This window comes from Rhizobium sophoriradicis (assembly GCF_025200795.1).
Lineage (GTDB): Bacteria > Pseudomonadota > Alphaproteobacteria > Rhizobiales > Rhizobiaceae > Rhizobium > Rhizobium sophoriradicis.
Genome location: NZ_CP104152.1, coordinates 3,426,203 through 3,440,983 on the forward strand (window position 1 = coordinate 3,426,203; position 14,781 = coordinate 3,440,983).

The 14,781-nt window shown below is 63.2% G+C and carries 13 protein-coding genes; 5 read left to right on the forward strand and 8 right to left on the reverse strand.

The window, feature by feature from the left end; translation table 11 throughout:
• Nucleotides 1–77: 77 nt before the first annotated feature.
• From N2597_RS16915 to N2597_RS16935, 5 genes are all read left to right on the forward strand, one after another.
• A complete protein-coding gene (locus tag N2597_RS16915; RefSeq protein WP_096764331.1) occupies nt 78–1,880 on the forward strand; it encodes an ABC transporter transmembrane domain-containing protein in 1,803 nt (600 codons plus the stop codon).
• A gap of 142 nt (nt 1,881–2,022) precedes the next feature.
• Nucleotides 2,023–3,015 carry a Bug family tripartite tricarboxylate transporter substrate binding protein gene (locus N2597_RS16920; protein WP_038691157.1) on the forward strand — a complete coding sequence of 331 codons (993 nt, stop codon included), beginning with the start codon at nt 2,023–2,025 and terminating at the stop codon, nt 3,013–3,015.
• 248 nt (nt 3,016–3,263) lie between these two features.
• A complete protein-coding gene (locus N2597_RS16925; protein WP_009990299.1) occupies nt 3,264–3,452 on the forward strand; it encodes a YegP family protein in 189 nt (62 codons plus the stop codon).
• 252 nt (nt 3,453–3,704) lie between these two features.
• Nucleotides 3,705–4,043, forward strand: a complete 339-nt coding sequence (locus tag N2597_RS16930; protein WP_012485138.1) for a YciI family protein — start codon at nt 3,705–3,707, stop codon at nt 4,041–4,043.
• Between the two features lie 7 nt (nt 4,044–4,050).
• Nucleotides 4,051–5,295, forward strand: coding sequence for an RNA polymerase sigma factor (locus tag N2597_RS16935; RefSeq protein WP_183598262.1), 1,245 nt, complete (start codon nt 4,051–4,053; stop codon nt 5,293–5,295).
• Nucleotides 5,296–5,301: 6 nt separating this feature from the next.
• Here N2597_RS16935 and N2597_RS16940 read toward each other — a convergent pair whose 3' ends face one another.
• The 8 genes from N2597_RS16940 to N2597_RS16975 all read right to left on the reverse strand — a co-directional run bounded on the left by N2597_RS16940 (nt 5,302) and on the right by N2597_RS16975 (nt 14,775).
• The gene (locus tag N2597_RS16940; protein ID WP_038691162.1) at nt 5,302–6,333 is read right to left on the reverse strand and encodes a peptidoglycan -binding protein; all 1,032 of its coding nucleotides are present in this window, start codon (nt 6,331–6,333) and stop codon (nt 5,302–5,304) included.
• A 2-nt stretch (nt 6,334–6,335) separates the two neighbouring features.
• Nucleotides 6,336–7,439: a MotA/TolQ/ExbB proton channel family protein gene (locus N2597_RS16945; protein WP_038691164.1), complete on the reverse strand. Its 1,104-nt coding sequence runs from the start codon at nt 7,437–7,439 to the stop codon at nt 6,336–6,338.
• 112 nt (nt 7,440–7,551) lie between these two features.
• The gene (locus N2597_RS16950) at nt 7,552–8,352 is read right to left on the reverse strand and encodes an inositol monophosphatase family protein (protein ID WP_183598260.1); all 801 of its coding nucleotides are present in this window, start codon (nt 8,350–8,352) and stop codon (nt 7,552–7,554) included.
• Between the two features lie 200 nt (nt 8,353–8,552).
• Nucleotides 8,553–9,650 carry a protein-glutamate methylesterase/protein-glutamine glutaminase gene (locus N2597_RS16955; protein WP_096769899.1) on the reverse strand — a complete coding sequence of 366 codons (1,098 nt, stop codon included), beginning with the start codon at nt 9,648–9,650 and terminating at the stop codon, nt 8,553–8,555.
• A 51-nt stretch (nt 9,651–9,701) separates the two neighbouring features.
• Entirely contained in the window at nt 9,702–10,559 is an 858-nt protein-coding gene (locus N2597_RS16960; protein WP_038691170.1) for a CheR family methyltransferase, read from the reverse strand.
• A gap of 29 nt (nt 10,560–10,588) precedes the next feature.
• Nucleotides 10,589–11,065 carry a chemotaxis protein CheW gene (locus tag N2597_RS16965; RefSeq protein WP_003590275.1) on the reverse strand — a complete coding sequence of 159 codons (477 nt, stop codon included), beginning with the start codon at nt 11,063–11,065 and terminating at the stop codon, nt 10,589–10,591.
• A 2-nt stretch (nt 11,066–11,067) separates the two neighbouring features.
• Entirely contained in the window at nt 11,068–12,876 is a 1,809-nt protein-coding gene (locus N2597_RS16970; protein ID WP_077990851.1) for a methyl-accepting chemotaxis protein, read from the reverse strand.
• A gap of 210 nt (nt 12,877–13,086) precedes the next feature.
• Nucleotides 13,087–14,775, reverse strand: a complete 1,689-nt coding sequence (locus N2597_RS16975; RefSeq protein ID WP_183598258.1) for a methyl-accepting chemotaxis protein — start codon at nt 14,773–14,775, stop codon at nt 13,087–13,089.
• Nucleotides 14,776–14,781: the final 6 nt, after the last annotated feature.

The following is a 14,781-nucleotide window of genomic DNA, read 5'->3' on the forward strand; positions in this document are numbered from 1 at the left end:
GCCTATACATGAAGGACGCCGGGATAACAAGTGCCAACAGGCCGCATTAGCGGGTCCTTGAGGCGATCGGAGACGATTTGGCAGAACAGGCACAAGCTGGGGAAAACAAAAGGCGCTCGCTGCGTCCGCTTGGGCGGCTGACGCCTTATGTCATGCGCTATCGCGGCTTGGTGGCCGGAGCGCTGATTTCACTGGCGCTTGCTGCCATCACCTCACTGGCGCTGCCGCTCGCCGTGCGCCGCATGATCGATCATGGCTTCACCCAGTCCGATGGCCGCTTCATCAACAGCTACTTCGCCATGCTGATGGTCATGGCCATCGTGCTCGCGATCGCCAGCGCGCTACGCTACTATTTCGTCATCACCATTGGCGAGCGCATCGTCGCCGATCTTCGCCGCGATGTCTTTGCCCATGTGACACGGCTGTCGCCCTCCTTCTTCGACGTCAACCAGTCCGGCGAAATCATCTCGCGGCTGACGGCCGACACGACGCAAATCAAATCCGCCGTCGGCGCCACCGCCTCGGTAGCGCTCAGGAACCTCATCCTCTGTCTCGGCGCCATGGGCATGATGGTCGTCACCTCGCCGAAACTTTCCAGCCTCGTCATCGGGGCGATCCCGCTGATCGTCTTCCCGCTCGTCGCCTTCGGCCGCTCGGTGCGCAGGCGTTCCCGCGCCGCTCAGGATACGCTTGCCGAAGCCTCCGCCTTCGCCAACGAGACGATCGCCGCGACCCGCACGGTACAGGCTTTCAACGGCGAGGATGCCGCAGCGACACGCTACGGCGGCGCCGTCGAATCTGCCTATGACGCTGCCCGCGCCGCCATCCGCTCGCGTGCCTTGCTGACGGGTATCGCCATCACGCTGATCTTCGGCAGCGTCGTCGCGGTCCTCTGGGTCGGCGCTCACAGCGTCCTTGCCGGCACGCTTTCGGCCGGCACGCTCGGTCAGTTCCTGCTCTATGCCGTCATCTCCGCCGGATCGCTTGGCGCACTGTCGGAGGTCTGGGGCGAACTCTCGCAGGCGGCCGGCGCTGCCGACCGTCTGACCGAGCTTCTCGACGAGGTCTCGCCGATCGCCGCCCCTGCCAGCCCCGAAGCCCTGCCCTCGCCCAGCCGCGGCCGCGTCGAATTTTCCGGCGTGCATTTCGCATATCCCTCGCGCCCCGGCAAATCGGCATTGCACGGCTTAAGCTTTGCGATCGCGCCCGGCGAGACCGTCGCCATCGTCGGCCCCTCCGGCGCCGGCAAGAGCACCGTCTTTTCGCTGCTGCTGCGCTTCTACGATCCGCAGCAGGGCAGCGTGACGATCGACGGTGTCGACGCGCGGCTGACGACACCGGACGAGTTGCGCCAGCGCATTGCCATCGTGCCGCAGGACGTCACCATCTTTGCCGCTTCGATCCATGACAACATCGCCTTCGGCCGCCCCGGCGCCTCGCCGGAGGAGGTCCGCGCCGCAGCCCTTGCCGCCCAGGCCGACGAGTTCATATCCCGGCTGGAGAGCGGCTATGAGACCGAGGTCGGCGAACGCGGCGTCACCCTGTCGGGCGGCCAGCGGCAGCGCATCGCCATTGCCCGCGCCATCCTGAAGAACGCGCCCGTACTGTTGCTCGACGAGGCGACGTCTGCCCTTGACGCCGAAAGCGAGACCCTGGTGCAGAAGGCGCTCGACGGGCTGGTCGATGGCCGCACGACGCTCGTCATCGCCCATCGCCTGGCCACCGTCTTGAAGGCCGACCGCATCCTCGTCATGGACCAGGGCCGCGTCGTCGAGGAAGGCACGCATCAGAGCCTGATCCGCCACGGCGGCATCTATGCGCGGCTGGCGCGGCTGCAGTTCGACGCCGCGAACGAAGATGTACTCGCCGCCGCGAAATAGCCGGCAGCCGCTTTTCTGAGGACAGCAACTAAAGTCTGACCTCTCTTGAACCTTCTCGCGGTTGTCTTTCGCACCGCCCGCCCTACCCTCTTCATGCCCCTGGGTAGGGGATGGTTGTTGAAATCCTTGGGAGGAGATAGGAATGGCGCTTTCCGATATGACGCGACGCACGGGCCTTGCGCTCGCTTTCGGCCTGGCTGCAACGCTCGGTCTCGGCACGGCTTCCGTTGCCGCGGATTTTCCGGATCGCGCGATCACCATGGTCGTGCCCTTCGCGGCCGGCGGCTCGACCGACGTCGTCGCCCGTATCGTCGCGCAGAAGATGTCGGAGGATCTCGGCCAGCAGGTGATCGTCCAGAATGTCGCCGGCGCCGGCGGCAATCTCGGCGCCGGCAACGTCGCCCGCGCCGACCCCGACGGCTACACCATTCTAATGGGCACGGTCGCAACCCACGCCCTCAATCCGCTGATCCTCAAATCGACCCCCTATGATCCCGAGAAGGATTTCGCGCCGGTCTCGCTGCTCGTCGTCGTGCCGAACGTGCTGGTCGTCAATCCGGAACTGCCGGCAAAGACAGTGCCGGAACTGATCGCGCTCCTGAAGGCCGAGCCCGACAAATACAGTTACGCCTCGTCGGGCAACGGCACGCCGCTGCATCTGTCCGGCGAACTGTTCAAGAGTATGGCCGGCGTCAGCATGCAGCACATCCCCTATAAGGGCGCCGGCCCCGCCTTGAACGATGTCATCGGCAATCAGGTGCCGATCATGTTCGACAACCTGCCCTCGTCGTCCAGCCACATAAAGGCTGGCACGCTGAGGGCGCTGGCGGTGACGACGGCTGAGCGCGCACCCTCCTTCCCCGACGTGCCGACGGTCGCGGAATCCGGCATTCCAGGCTATGAGACCTATACTTGGAACGCCCTCTTCGCGCCGGCAAAGACGCCGAGCGAGGTGGTAACGCGCCTCAACGCCTCGGCCAAGAAGGCGCTCGCCGATCCCGCCGTTGCCGAACGGATGAAGGAGTTCAGCGCCACCATTGTCGGCTCCACGCCGGAGGAACTCGCAGCCCATGTGAAAGCCGAGCTCGCCAAATGGGGGCCGGTCGTCAAGGGCGCGAACATCCAGATGGAATGACGCGGCGGCGTTCGCCGCACATCACGGGCGGCCAATGGAAACCATGTTGATGGACGCTGCCGCGCGGCATGTCTTCCACGCACAAGAAAGCGCGCCGACCTGGCGCATCATGCTTTGCGAAAATCGACGACGATTTTCGGGCGATTGCGTCAGGCACCCCAATTCTCATTAAGGTAGTGGAAAAGCTCGCCATTTTGCTCTAGCCTCCTCAATGCTGATGGTACAATTCAGCGTTTCGGGAGACATCCATGTACAAATTCGAAGTTTACAAGGATAAATCAGGCGAATTCCGCTTCCGCTTCAAGGCATCGAACGGGGAAACCATGTTCCTGTCCGAAGGCTATAAGGCGAAGGCCTCGGCCATGAGTGCCATTGAATCCATCAAGAAGAACACGCCAGGCGCCGACATCGTCGATCAGACGAAGGCCGAAGCCTGAGCAGGACGGCACGGGCGGCGTAAGCGCCGCCCTGCCTTTTTTGCGCCCTTGAGCGGCGCTGGTGCCTTTGAGCCCGGCTCACCTGCTATCGGATTTCCGGCGCCGTTTTCTTTTTCAAGTATTTTTCAAAGCCATGTCGAAAGGACCGCCGCTCGCGCCTCATTGTCTTGGAACGGCAGAGCCGCTCCACCGGGCATAACGGCTTTCGTCGGCCTGCCTGGAGCAAGCCAACAACGAGATCAGGAGTTTTCCATGCAATATGCTCTCATCATTCGCGAAGCCCCCGAAGATTTCGCCCGCCGCAGCGATCCTGCCTATCGCGACGGTTGGGTCGCCTACAGCAAGGCGCTCGCGCAGGCAGGAATCATGACCGGCGGCGCTGGTCTGACAGCTCCCGAGACCGGCACGATCCTGCGCCGCAAAGGCGAGGATCACGATGTCCAGGACGGGCCCTATCCGGAAGGCAAGGAACAGCTCGGCGGCTTCTATCTGATCGAGGTCCCCGATATGGACACCGCGTTGGAATGGGCGACCCGTGTTCCGATCTCCGACAAGGGTTCGGTCGAGGTGCGCCCGCGCCTGCAGATGTGAGGCGGGAATGTCAGCCGATGCCCGACGCGCTGCCGAACAGGTGGCGCGTCAGTCCTATGGCAAACTGATCGCCTTTCTCGTCGCCCGCTCGCGTGATGTGCCGGCGGCGGAAGACGCGTTGTCGGAGGCGTTGGCGTCGGCCTTGCGCGTCTGGCCGGAGCGCGGCATTCCTGGCAATCCCGAAGCCTGGCTGCTGGTGGCCGCTCGCCGCAACCTCATGCAGGCGGCCCGCCACCGCATCGTCGCGGCCAACGCCCAAACGACGATATCGCTCGCCTTCGAGGAAGCGGAGGAGCGCATGAACGAGGCTGGCAATTCCGTCTTTCCCGATGAGCGGCTAAAACTGCTCTTTGCCTGCAGCCATCCCGCCATCGACAGCTCGGTGCATACGGCGCTGATGCTGCAGACTGTTCTCGGCATCGAGGCGAGGACCATCGCACGGGCCTTCGTTGTTTCGCCGCAAGCGATAAGCCAGCGGCTGGTGCGGGCCAAGGTGAAGATCCGCGATGCCGGTATTCCCTTCACCGTTCCGCCTCGGCCCACCCTGCCGGAGCGGCTGGCCGCCGTGCTTTCTGCGATCTACGCCGCCTATGGCATCGGATGGGATGGCCTTGACGGCGAGGAGGCGCACCAGTCGCTTGCCGCCGAAGCGATCTGGCTCGGCCGGGCGCTGCTGACGCTGCTGCCGGACGAGCCGGAAGCGATCGGCCTCCTGTCGCTGATGCTTCACTGCGAAGCCCGCCGCAATGCCCGACGCCGCGGCGACGGCCGATATGTGCCGCTGGACGAGCAGGATACGGCGGTCTGGAACGCGATCATGATCGCCGAGGCAGACGCTCTGCTGCGCAAAGCCGGAGGCTTCGACCGTTTCGGCCCCTTCCGGTGTCAGGCGGCAATTCAATCGGTGCATGCAACCCGCCGCCTTTCCGGAACGACCGACTGGCAGGCGCTGACGACGCTCTACGCCGCGCTGTTGGTGATGAAGCCGACGCTCGGCGCACGCGTCGCCGAGGCGGCGGTGATCGGCAGGGCCTCGAGTGCCGACGAAGGCCTCGACCGGCTCGACAGGATCGATGCGAGCGCCGTCTCGGCCTATCAGCCGTACTGGGCCGTGCGTGCCTTTCTTCTGGCACGGGCGGGCGACAATACCGCCGCGGCTGACGCTTACGTGACGGCGATCGGCCTCAGCGACAGTCCAGCCGTTCGAGCCTTTCTCGCCGACAGGCTCGAGGAGTGCCGGCAGACAATATAAAGCTGATTATTTCTCGGTCAGCTTCAGCTCGATGCGGCGGTTGGTGGCGCGCGCCTCCGGCGTATCGCCGGGTGCGATCGGCTGGAACTCGCCGAAGCCGGCGGCAACGAGCCGATCAGCCGGCACGCCTTGACCGATCAGGAACTTGACGACCGACGTCGCACGCGCCGAGGAAAGCTCCCAATTGTCGCGATACCGTCCCGTTCCGCCGAGCGGCACGTTGTCGGTATGGCCGTCGACGCGCAGCACCCAGTTGATCTCAGGCGGAATTTCCTTGGCGAGGTCGAGCAGGGCGGTCGCAAGCTTTGCCATCTCGGTCTGCCCCTCCGGATTGAGATCGGCGCCGCCCGAGGGAAACAGCACTTCCGATTGGAAGACGAACCGGTCGCCGACGATGCGGATATTCTCGCGGTCCGAAAGGATCTCGCGCAGGCGGCCGAAGAAGTCGGAACGGTAGCGGTTCAGCTCCTGCACGCGTGCGGCGAGCGCCACGTTGAGGCGGCTGCCGAGATCGGCAATCTTGGTCTGCGAGACCCGGTCTTTCTCCTCCGACGCCTGAAGGGCTGCTTCGACGGCGGCGATCTGGCTGCGAAGTGCGGCGATCTGCTGGTTCAACAGCTCGACCTGGCTGAGGGCCCGCTCGCTCACCTGTTTCTGCTCGTCGAGCTCCTGCGTCATCGCGCCGATCCGCTTCTGGGCCGCGTCCTGGCCGCCCGAACCGGCGTTCAGCAGCGCCTGCAGCCGCGAACGGTCGCCCTCGGCAGTGGCAAGCGAGGCCTGCAGGTTGGCGACCGAATCCTGGAGATCCTGGTTGCTGCCCTTTTCGAGCGCCAGAAGCTGCGTCAGTTCGTTGATCTGGCTGTTGAGGCGATTGAGCACCTCATCACGTCCGGTGATCTCGCGGCTTAGGATGAACTGCCCGACGACGAAGACCGTCAGCACGAACATGATCGAGATCAGCAGCGTCGACAGCGCATCGACGAAACCCGGCCAATAGTCGACCGTGCGTTCGCGGCGGCGGTTGCGGGCAAGAGCCATGGCTACTTGCCCTCGCTCTTCTCTGTGTGGCTTGTGCGGTCGCGGTGGCGTTCGGCCTTGTCACCGGCTCGCTCCTGCAGGCCGATGCGTTCGGCCAGCCGGTCGAGCGTGCGGCGCATTGCTTTGGCCTCGTCCTGCTGTGCCTCGATCCAGTCGCGCAGCATCTGCTGCTCGTTGCGCATGTTCTTGACGAGCCCCTGGATGCCTTCGGCAAGGCTCGCCATGGCGGCGACCGAGCGCTGGCTGCCGACGCCGCCCTCTTCGGAGGCCTTGCGCAGATATTCGGTGAGCGCACGCATGTCCTCCGAGGACGAGCCGGATACGGCGTCGAGCGCCGGCGCAAGATCGGAACCGACATCGGTAACGGAGGAGAGCCAGTTTTCCAGCTCCGTGTAGAAGCGGTTCTGCGCGCGGCCGGCCTGCAGGTCGAGGAAGCCAAGAATGAGCGAACCGGAAAGACCGAGCAGCGACGACGAGAAGGCCTGGCCCATGCCCGAAAGCGGCGCGGACAGCCCCTCCTTCAGTGCCGAAAGCACGTCCCCCGTACCGTTCGAACCGGCATCCAGCGATTGAATGACGTTGCTGATCGAACCGATCGTGCCGATGAGGCCCCAGAAGGTGCCGAGCAGGCCGAGGAAAACCAGGAGGGCGATCAGGTAGCGCGAGACGTCACGCGATTCATCGAGGCGCGTCGCGATCGAATCGAGGATCGAACGCAGCGCCGTCGTCGATAGCGCCAACGACGTCTTGCGATTGCCGATCAGAGCCCGCATCGGCGCCAGCAGCCGCGGATTGCGATTGACCTTGTCGGCGCTGCCGGCGGCGCGGAAGGAGTTGAACCAGCGCACTTCGGGGCGAAGCGCCAGCACGTGATTGAAAACAAGGATGATGCCGACCGCGAGAACGCCGACGATCAGGCCGTTGAGGCCCGGATTGTGCATGAAGGCGGTCTGCGTCTGCCGGAAGAGGATGGCGGCAATGAACCCGACGATGACGAGGAAAAGCAGCATCGTCCAGAGGAAGGGCATGGGGCTCGAAAGCCTGTAGGCATAAGCGCCGGGAGTCTTTTCGGCGGAGCCGATCTCCGCCACATTCACATTTTCCATAGGTTCAGCAGCCTCCGAACTCATTGCTGGCGGAGACTAGAGCAACATTGTGCCGAATTGAAGTATCTGGAGGCGAAAACCGTGACTTTACAACAGCCGCGTTTTCCTTCGCCTACTTGGCGGGAATCGGTCGCTTGATGACATCGATCAGCGCCTTGTGGATGTGCTCGTTGCCGGCGACGATCGCGCCACCCTCCAGAATGGCCGCTCCGCCGTCCCAATCGCTGGCAAAGCCGCCGGCTTCGCGGATGAGCAGAATGCCCGCCGCCATGTCCCAGGGTGCAAGTTCCGCCTCCCAGAAACCATCGAAACGTCCGGCGGCGACATAGGCGAGATCAAGCGTCGGCGAGCCCAGACGGCGAATGCCCGCCACTTCGCCCATCACGTGGCGAAGCTCGACCAGGAATTTGCCGTGATTGCGCTTGCCGAGCGCCGGCACGCCGCAGCCGATGACGCAATCCGACAGCACCCGGCGCGCAGCGACGCGCAGGCGCCGGTCGTTGAGGAAGGCGCCGCCGCCGCGCTCGGCAGTGTAGAGTTCGTCGGTCGCCGGATTGAACACGACGGCCGCAACGATCTCGCCGTTGCGTTCGAGCGCGATCGAGACGGCGAAGGCCGGGATGCCGTGCAGGAAGTTGGTGGTGCCGTCGAGCGGATCGACGATCCAGCGATGCGCGCCGTCGGTGCCCTTGATCTCCTCGCTCTCCTCACCGAGGAAACCATAAGTCGGGCGCGCCTTCAGCAGTTCTTCCCGAACGATCTTTTCGGCCTTGCGGTCGGCGGTGGACACGAAGTCGCCCGGTCCCTTCACCGAAACCTGCAGGTTCTGCACTTCGCCGAAATCACGCCCCAGCGTTTTTCCTGCCTTGAGGGCAGCCTGAACCATGACATTGAGAAGAGCTGAACGGGCCATCGGCGCATTTCCTTGGGACTGATACGGGACGCGCGCTGCCAGGGGCGGGAAATGTCCCTGAACATGCATGACAGGCAGCGCTGCAAAGATTGGCGGCCTCAAGACCACAAAATCGTGGAAATTTCAAGAGGAGGCGCGCAAGGCGGCTTGCCGGCCTGGAAACCGGCATTTATTCCGGCCGCATCGGTTCACAACGTGCCTCAGAATTTCTGCTGCGTCATCATCACTTCGCGAGCGATCTGATCGAGCGGAAGGATGCGGTCGACGCCGCCTCTGGCGATCGCCTCCTTCGGCATGCCGAAAACAATCGAGCTCGCCTCGTCCTGCGCCACCGTGTAGGCGCCGGCCTGATGCATTTCCAGCATGCCGCGCGCGCCGTCATCGCCCATGCCGGTCATGATGATCCCCATGGCATTCGAGCCGGCGGACCGCGCCGCCGAGCGGAAGAGTACGTCGACAGAAGGCCTGTGGCGCGACACCAGCGGCCCCATCTTGACGCTGACATGGTAGCGCGCGCCCTGGCGTTCGAGCAGCATGTGCTTGTCGCCGGGCGCAATCAGCACATGCCCGCGCAGCACCGGGTCACCGTCGACAGCTTCCTTGACCTCGACCTCGCAGAGGCCGTTCAGCCGTTTGGCGAAAGCGTCGGTGAATCTCTCCGGCATATGCTGGACGATCACCATGCCGGGCGCATTGGCCGGCAATTCCTCCAGGAATTCGCGCAGCGCCTCCGTGCCACCGGTGGAGGCGCCGACGCAGACGACCATCTCGGTCGTCTTCGCCATGGCCCGCCCCGTCGGCGGCGGCAGCATCGCATCCGCCGTCAGCTTTTTGGTCGGCCCGTCGGCCGAAGCCGAGCGGATCGTTCCGGCGGCGCGGCGGACGGTGGTAAGCCGTGCCTGCGAGGCACTCTTGACGATTTCGCGAATGCGTATCGCATCATCGGAAAGACTGTCGGCGGCCCCGATCTTCGATTTCAGAATCACGTCGACGGCGCCGGCCTCCAGCGCCTGGATCAGCGTTTGCGAACCCGCTTCGGTCAGCGACGAGCACATCACGACGGGGATCGGCCGCTGCGCCATCAGCTTGCGCAGGAAAGTGATGCCGTCCATGCGCGGCATCTCGACATCGAGCGTGATGACGTCGGGGACCTCCTCCAGCAGCTTGCGCGCCGCCACGAAGGGATCGGAGGCCACCGCCATGATCTCGATATCGGGATCCTGCTCCAGCACATGCGTCAGCGTCTGACGGATGCTGGCGGAATCGTCGATGATGAGAACGCGGATTTTCTTAGCCATGAATGCCCCTAGAGCAATTCCAGGAAAAGTGTGAAGCGATTTTTGCGTACACTAGATACGCTGAAATACCGTGTTGGAAACCTGCTTCAATGGCAGATCGAAACCGGTGATCGATTCGGAATGGCCGATGAACATGTATCCGCCCTTCGCCAGGCAATCGCAGAGGCGGTTCAGCACGCCCGCCTGAGTCTGCTTGTCGAAGTAGATCAGCACATTGCGGCAGAAGATGACGTGCATCGGCTCGCCGATCGGATATTTCTCATCCATCAGGTTCATGCGGGCAAAACCGATTCTGCTGCGCAGTTTCGGCGTGATCCGCACCTCCCGCCGATCCGGCTGCTTGGCCGTCAGCACATATTTGCGCTGCAGGTCTCGCGGCACCGGCGCGATGAGATCTTCCGGATAAATACCCCGGCGCGCCGTCTGCAGCACGTCGGTGGAAAGATCGGTCGCCAGTACGCTGTAGGAGACATCGTTGCGGCCTTCGGTGAATTCGGCCAGCACCATCGCCATCGTATAGGGCTCGGCTCCTGTCGAGCAGGCGGAACTCCAGGTGCGAATGGTGCGAACGCCGCTGCCGGCGATCACCGGCAGCGCCACGCTCTGCATATAGTCGAAATGTTTGGCTTCGCGAAAGAAGTCGGTCTTGTTCGTCGTCACCACGTCGATCAGGTAGACGGTTTCCTGGGCAAGACCGTCTTGATTGAACAGGAAGTCGCAATAGTCGTCGAAGGTCGCATGATTGGTCGCCCGAAGGCGGCGCCTCAGCCGACCCTCGAGCATCGTCAGCTTGGTCGGCGGCATCTTGATGCCGCTATAGTCGTAGATGAACCGGGCAAGCCTGTCGAAATTGCGCTTGCTGATCCGGTCGCCCGGCAATTGGGTTTCCACCGCTGCTGCCATACTCATAAGACGCAGTACTCCGGGTTGACGCGCGGTCAGGCCGCCGATTGCAGTGCAGAGGCGTCCTCGCGCGACAGCAGCCGCGCGAGATCGATGATGACGACAAAGCCGTTTTCACGGCGAACGACGCCGGCAATATAGTCCGAACGCCAGCGCACGCCGATATCGGGCGCCGCCTCGATCTGGTCACGCCGAAACGGCGTGACCTCGAAAACGCGGTCGGCAACGAGGCCGAGAGTGAGAAGCCGGCTTTCCATCGGCACGTCGAGGACGAGCACCCGCGTATGCGGTGTCGGCTCGGTCTTCGTCATGCCGAGTTTCAGTCGAAGATCGATGGTCGGCACACCCTGCCCGCGCACATCGCGCAGGCCGAGCAGATAGTCGGGACCATTCGGAATCTTGAAAGCTTCCGCATAGTCGAGGATTTCCCGGACGACCTCGACCGGTACGGCGAAAATCTCCTCGCCGAGGCTGAAGGTCACGAATTGCGCTTCAAGAGATGTTGGAGCCATGATCAGGCGCTTTCCTTGAATTCGACGTCCCCGTCATCGGGACCGCCCATGGAGAGATCGAGAGCGAAGCCCTTTGCCCGCGCCTGCTGACCGGTGACGCTGTTGGCGGCGAGCTTCCTGCCGCCGAGGCTGCGGCCGGCGACGGGCGCCGAGCTGCGGACCGTCACCCTGGCGGTCGGCATACGGGTTTGGCGACCGCCTGTTGTATCGACCTTGAAGAAGGCGATCGACGTCTGCAGCTCTTCCGCCTGGCTCGCGAGTTCTTCCGAGGTCGCAGACATTTGCTCGGAGGCGCCGGCATTCTGCTGCGTCACCCGATCGAGCTGCTGGATCGCCTCGTTGATCTGGCCGGCACCGATATCCTGTTCGCGGCAGGCGGCGCTGATCTCCGAAACCAGCTCGGCCGTTTTACGGATATCGGGCACCAGCCGGCCGAGCATGTCGCCGGCATCCTGGGCGGCCTTGACCGTGTCGCTCGACATCGAACTGATTTCGGCGGCGGCCGATTGGCTGCGTTCGGCAAGCTTGCGCACTTCCGAAGCGACGACCGCAAACCCCTTGCCGTGTTCGCCGGCACGCGCTGCTTCCACCGCGGCGTTGAGCGCCAGTAGGTCCGTCTGGCGGGCGATTTCCTGGACGATGCCGATCTTCTCGGCGATGGTCCGCATCGCCTGTACGGCGCGCGAAACCGCTTCGCCGCTCATCTCCGCATCCTTGGCCGACTGACGGGCGATCTTTTCGGTCTGCGCGGCATTATCGGCGTTCTGCTTGATGTTGGCGGCCATCTGCTCCATCGAGGCGGAGGCCTCTTCGGCCGAAGCCGCCTGTTCGCTGGCGCCCTGCGATACTTGCTCCGAGCTTGCCGAAAGTTCCTGGCTGCCGGCCGAAACATTTTCTGCGGCCGTGATCGCATCCGCAACGACGCCGCGCAGGCGCTCGACCATCTGCTCGAGCGCGATGCCGAGCGTATCCTTCTCCGAGAGCGGCTTCGGGGACACCGTCAGGTCGCCGTCGGCGATCTGCCTGGCAATGCCGGCGGTGACGCGAAGATTATCCGTCATGACATTGATCGTGTTGACCAGATCCTTGATCTCGTCGTTGCTCCTGATCTCTACCTTCTGGTTCAGGTCGCCGATCGCCACAGCGCTGGCAACGTTCATGATCTTGCTGAGGCCGCTGTTGACCCCGAGCGCGATCCAAAGCGCTGCCCCGAAAGCAATGACGGAAGCCCCGATCGCTACACCGATCAGCGTATTCTTCGTCGAACTGTAGAGGATGTCGGTGTCATTATCGGCCTGGGCCATCGCTTTCTGCTGAAGCGTGACGAGCGTCTCGAAAACGTCTTCCAGCTCCAGGACGAGGCGGCGAACCTCTCCTGAGGACAGCGCCACGGCTCCTGCCCTGTCGCCGCCTTCCTGGATAGAGGCGACTCTGTTGGAGCCTTCGTCGAAGCGTTTGGCGAGATCGAGCAGCCTGTCCCAACTCGGCTTGCCCTCAGGAGTTGCGAGCTGCTGGCCGCTTGTCACGAACGCGATCATTTCGTCTACGCTCTTCGCGGCATTCTGATAGTTCTTCCTGACCGCTTCGGGATCCATTTCGAGAAGGGCGTTCTTCTGCCAGCGAACGGCATCGAGCTCGGCGGTCTTTGCTTCCAGAGCGATTTCCAGCCTTTTAGCGGGACCGGAAATAAGGTTGCCGACGGCGTCGTTCAGTGAACCGAGGCTCAATATCCCATATGCCGCGCTGCCCACCAGCAACAATATGACAAAGCCGAATGCAGCCGCGAGTTTTAGTTTGATCGTAATACGCATCTCAATATCCCTCTCAGAGAGCGAAGCAATAAATATGGTCCAATTGGCGCGGCATCATGCAGCAAAGAAATTCCATCCGGCGAAAGCCGACGGCAGAAATGAATAAGCGTCCATATCGCTTCCCCAAGCGCCGAAAGCGCGTCGCGGGCCGTGCCAGCCGGCCCACAACAGTTATCGAAGGGGAACGCCTAAGCGTCCCCCGGGAAGGGCTCACGCGCTCTCCCGAAACTCGTCATCAGCGGTGTCGGGACCGCCCATCGACATGTCGAGGGCAAATCCTTTCACGCGCGCCTGCTGGCCGGCGACCGTATTGGCCGGTGCCTTGCCGCCCGTTTTGCGCGGTGCGGCTTGGACCCGGCTGCGAGCAGTGAGTTTCGCGGCCTGCGCGCGCTCGCGTTGCCCGCCCGTCGTGTCGACCTTGAAAAAGGCGATCGACGTCTGCAGCTCTTCCGCCTGGCTCGCGAGTTCTTCCGAGGTCGCAGACATTTGTTCGGAGGCGCCGGCATTCTGCTGCGTCACCTTATCGAGTTGCTGGATCGCCTCGTTGATCTGCGAGGCGCCGATATCCTGCTCGCGGCAGGCGGCGCTGATTTCGGAAACCAGCTCGGCCGTCTTGCGGATATCAGGCACCAAGCGGCCGAGCATCTCGCCGGCATCGGCTGCAGCCTTGACCGTGTCGCTCGACATCGAACTGATTTCGGCGGCGGCCGATTGGCTGCGTTCGGCAAGCTTGCGCACTTCGGAGGCGACGACTGCAAACCCCTTGCCGTGTTCGCCGGCACGTGCTGCTTCCACCGCGGCGTTGAGCGCCAGCAGGTCGGTCTGGCGGGCGATTTCCTGGACGATGCCGATTTTCTGAGCGATTGTACGCATGGCGTCGACAGCACGCGTCACCGCCTCGCCGCTCGCTTCCGCATCCTTGGCCGACTGACGGGCGATCTTCTCCGTCTGGGCGGCATTGTCGGCGTTCTGCTTGATGTTGGCGGCCATCTGCTCCATCGAGGCGGAGGCCTCTTCGGCGGAAGCCGCCTGCTCGGTGGCGCCCTGCGATACCTGTTCCGAACTTGCCGAGAGCTGCTGGCTACCGGAAGAGACGTTATCGGCAGCCGACAAGGCGTCGGCGACGACGCCGCGCAGGCGTTCGATCATCGTGTTGACGTTGCCGAGAAGCTCGCCGATTTCGTCGTGGCTGGTGATATCGGCCATCTTGGTCAGATCGCCTTCAGACACTTCGCGAACCACGGTGTTGGCGCGTTTGAGGCCCTTGCTGATCGTGCTGGCGATCCAGAAGGCGGTAATCGCGGCAATCAGCAGTGCAACGGTGGCAACGGCGATCATCGTCGTGCGTGTCGTCGTATACTGCGCGTCGGCATCGGCGTCGGCGGCCTTCATGCGCTGTTTTTCCAGCGCCAGAATCTCGGCCAGTGTCGCGTCGATATCATTGGCGGCCGCACGCGCTGCGGTGATGGAGACCGTGTTTGCGCCGTCCGCATTGCCGGCCTTCAGGTAGTCACGGATCTGGTCGTCGGCCGCGTTGAAGGATTTGGAAAAGTCGGCGATACGCGCCCAACGCGCCTTGCCTTCTTCCGTGGCGAGCGTCAGCACTTGATTGAAGGCGTCACTGAAGTCCTTGCGCGCCTGGTTGCCTTTTTCAATTGCCGCGGCGGCTTCATCGGCGCCGCGGGCGGTGAGCAGGTTCTTCTGTTGGCGGATGGCTTCGAGCTGCGCGATGTTGATCTGCTGCGCAAGGTCGAGGCGGGCCGCCGGACCGGCAAGAAGATTGCCGATCGTATCGTTCAGCGATCCAAGGCTGAAAATTCCATAAGCGGCGGTGCCCAATAACATCAGAATGATGAAGGTGAACGCCGTCACCAGTTTCGTCTTTATTGTCAAGCGCATGTCAAA

Coding starts and splice junctions, on each gene's coding strand:
- N2597_RS16955 (WP_096769899.1), bottom strand. CDS start 9,650: ATGGCTAAGAAAATCCGCGTTCTCATCATCGACGATTCCGCCAGCATC.
- N2597_RS16945 (WP_038691164.1), bottom strand. CDS start 7,439: ATGGAAAATGTGAATGTGGCGGAGATCGGCTCCGCCGAAAAGACTCCC.
- N2597_RS16930 (WP_012485138.1), top strand. CDS start 3,705: ATGCAATATGCTCTCATCATTCGCGAAGCCCCCGAAGATTTCGCCCGC.
- N2597_RS16965 (WP_003590275.1), bottom strand. CDS start 11,065: ATGGCTCCAACATCTCTTGAAGCGCAATTCGTGACCTTCAGCCTCGGC.
- N2597_RS16970 (WP_077990851.1), bottom strand. CDS start 12,876: ATGCGTATTACGATCAAACTAAAACTCGCGGCTGCATTCGGCTTTGTC.
- N2597_RS16940 (WP_038691162.1), bottom strand. CDS start 6,333: ATGGCTCTTGCCCGCAACCGCCGCCGCGAACGCACGGTCGACTATTGG.
- N2597_RS16925 (WP_009990299.1), top strand. CDS start 3,264: ATGTACAAATTCGAAGTTTACAAGGATAAATCAGGCGAATTCCGCTTC.
- N2597_RS16960 (WP_038691170.1), bottom strand. CDS start 10,559: ATGAGTATGGCAGCAGCGGTGGAAACCCAATTGCCGGGCGACCGGATC.
- N2597_RS16950 (WP_183598260.1), bottom strand. CDS start 8,352: ATGGCCCGTTCAGCTCTTCTCAATGTCATGGTTCAGGCTGCCCTCAAG.
- N2597_RS16935 (WP_183598262.1), top strand. CDS start 4,051: ATGTCAGCCGATGCCCGACGCGCTGCCGAACAGGTGGCGCGTCAGTCC.
- N2597_RS16920 (WP_038691157.1), top strand. CDS start 2,023: ATGGCGCTTTCCGATATGACGCGACGCACGGGCCTTGCGCTCGCTTTC.
- N2597_RS16975 (WP_183598258.1), bottom strand. CDS start 14,775: ATGCGCTTGACAATAAAGACGAAACTGGTGACGGCGTTCACCTTCATC.